Source organism: Kytococcus sp. HMSC28H12 (genome assembly GCF_001816045.1).
In the GTDB taxonomy this organism is placed as follows: domain Bacteria; phylum Actinomycetota; class Actinomycetes; order Actinomycetales; family Dermatophilaceae; genus Kytococcus; species Kytococcus schroeteri.
Map to the genome: position 1 here is coordinate 1 of NZ_KV824432.1, position 2,092 is coordinate 2,092.

General features: G+C 70.0%; 1 protein-coding gene and 1 pseudogene. Both read right to left on the reverse strand.

Translation table 11 applies throughout. From position 1 onward, the window contains the following. Positions 1-7: 7 nt before the first annotated feature. Positions 8-1,693 (reverse strand): ribonuclease J, encoded by a 1,686-nt coding sequence (locus tag HMPREF3099_RS05760; protein ID WP_070705117.1) that lies wholly within the window; start codon positions 1,691-1,693, stop codon positions 8-10. Between the two features lie 135 nt (positions 1,694-1,828). Beyond that, positions 1,829-2,092 (reverse strand): annotated as a pseudogene (locus HMPREF3099_RS12830) (cytochrome P450); the annotation flags it as partial.

Consider the following 2,092-nt stretch of genomic DNA (forward strand, 5'->3'; position numbering starts at 1 on the left):
GGGCGCCTCAGGCGTTGATGACCACCGGGATGATCATCGGGCGACGCTTGAGCTTGCCGCCGATGTACCCGCCCATCGCCCGGCGCACGACCTGCTGCAGCTGGTGCACGTCCGTGGTGCCCTTCAGGCGGGCCTCCTCCAGGGCCTGCTCCACCTTGGGCACCGCGCGCTGCAGGATCTTCTCGCCCTCGGACACGCCGCGGGCGTGGATGTCCGGGCCGGAGATGATCTTGCCGGTGTCGGCGTCACGCACCACGACGATGGAGACGAAACCCTCGTCGCGCAGGATGCGGCGCTCCTTGAGCAGGTCCTCGTCGGAGGTGCCGACGTTGCCGCCGTCGACGTACACGTGGGCCGCCGGCACCTGGCCGACGATCGAGGCCTTGCCGTCCACGAGGTCGACGACCACGCCGTCCTCGGCCACCACGACGTTCTCCTCGGGCACACCGGTCTGCTTGGCCAGCTCGGCGTTCGCCAGCATGTGGCGCCACTCACCGTGCACGGGCAGCACGTTCTTGGGCTTGACGATGTTGTAGGCGTACAGCAGCTCACCGGCGCTCGCGTGGCCGGAGACGTGCACCATCGCGTTGCCCTTGTGCACCACGTTGGCGCCCAGCTTCATGAGGCCGTTGATGACCTTGTACACCGACTTCTCGTTGCCGGGGATGAGCGAGCTGGCCAGCAGCACGGTGTCGCCCTCGCCCACCTCGATCTGGTGGTCCTGGTTGGCCATACGGCTCAGCGCGGCCATCGGCTCACCCTGCGAGCCGGTGCAGATGAGCACCACCTGGTGCGGGGGGAGCTTGGCCAGCTTGCGCACGTCCACCAGCACGTTGTCCGGCACGTCGAGGTACCCCAGGTCGGAGGCGATGCCCATGTTGCGGATCATCGAGCGCCCCACGAAGGCGACCTTGCGCCCGGTAGCCGCGGCGGCATCGAGGATCTGCTGCACGCGGTGCACGTGCGAGCTGAAGCAGGCCGCGATGATGCGCTTCTCGGACTTCGCGAAGACGCGCTCGATGGCCGGGGCGATGTTGCGCTCCGGGGTGGTGAAGCCAGGCACGTCGGCGTTCGTGGAGTCGGTGAGGAACAGGTCCACCCCCTCCTCGCCGAGGCGGGCGAAGGCCCGCAGGTCGGTGATCCGGCCGTCCAGCGGCAGCTGGTCCATCTTGAAGTCACCGGTGACCAGCAGCGTGCCGCCGGGGGTGTGCACGAACACCGCCAGGGCGTCCGGGATGGAGTGGTTCACCGCGACGAACTCGCACTCGAACTTGCCGAAGTTCTCGATGTCGTCCTCGCGCACCGTGATCGTGCGCGGGGTGAGCTTGTGCTCCTTGCACTTGGCCTCGACCAGGGCGAGGGTCAGCTTGGAGCCGACCACGGGGATGTCCGGGCGGTTGCGCAGCAGGTACGGCACGGCGCCGATGTGGTCCTCGTGGCCGTGGGTCAGCACCAGGGCGACGATGTCGTCCCAGCGGTCGTCGAGGTACTCGAAGTCCGGGAGGATGAGGTCGACGCCGGGCTGCTGGCTGTCGTCCGGGAAGAGCACGCCGCAGTCGACGATGAGCAGCTTGCCGCCGTACTCGATGACGGTCATGTTGCGGCCGACCTCACCGAGGCCACCCAGGGCGACGACGCGGACGCCGTTCTTGGGCAGCTTCGGGGGCTCGGGCAGGGTGGTACGAGGCGTCACGTGGATCCTTCGTGTCGATCGGTCTGGACGGTGCCCGCCACCGGTCATCGATGCCGTGGCTCGGGCAGGAAAATCAGGGGGGACCTGCGCTCGGGCGCGGGGTCCGTCGGGGTCCACGGTACTCGCCCGACCGCCTCAGGCCCCAAGCGGGAGGGGCGCGACCCGCACGGCGCCGGGCGACTGGAACGAGAAGAGGTCCACCCGCGGGCCGGTCGACCGGAGCTCGACCGGCCCGAGGGTCCGGGCGGTGGCCGCCAGGATCTCCTCGGTCTCCACGCGGGCCAGCTCCGCGCCCAGGCACCGGTGCGGGCCGACGCCGAACGCGAACGACCCGGGGCGGCCCACGCCGGTGAGCTCGACGGCCACCGGGTCGCCGGCGGTCACCCTCACCGGGCCGCC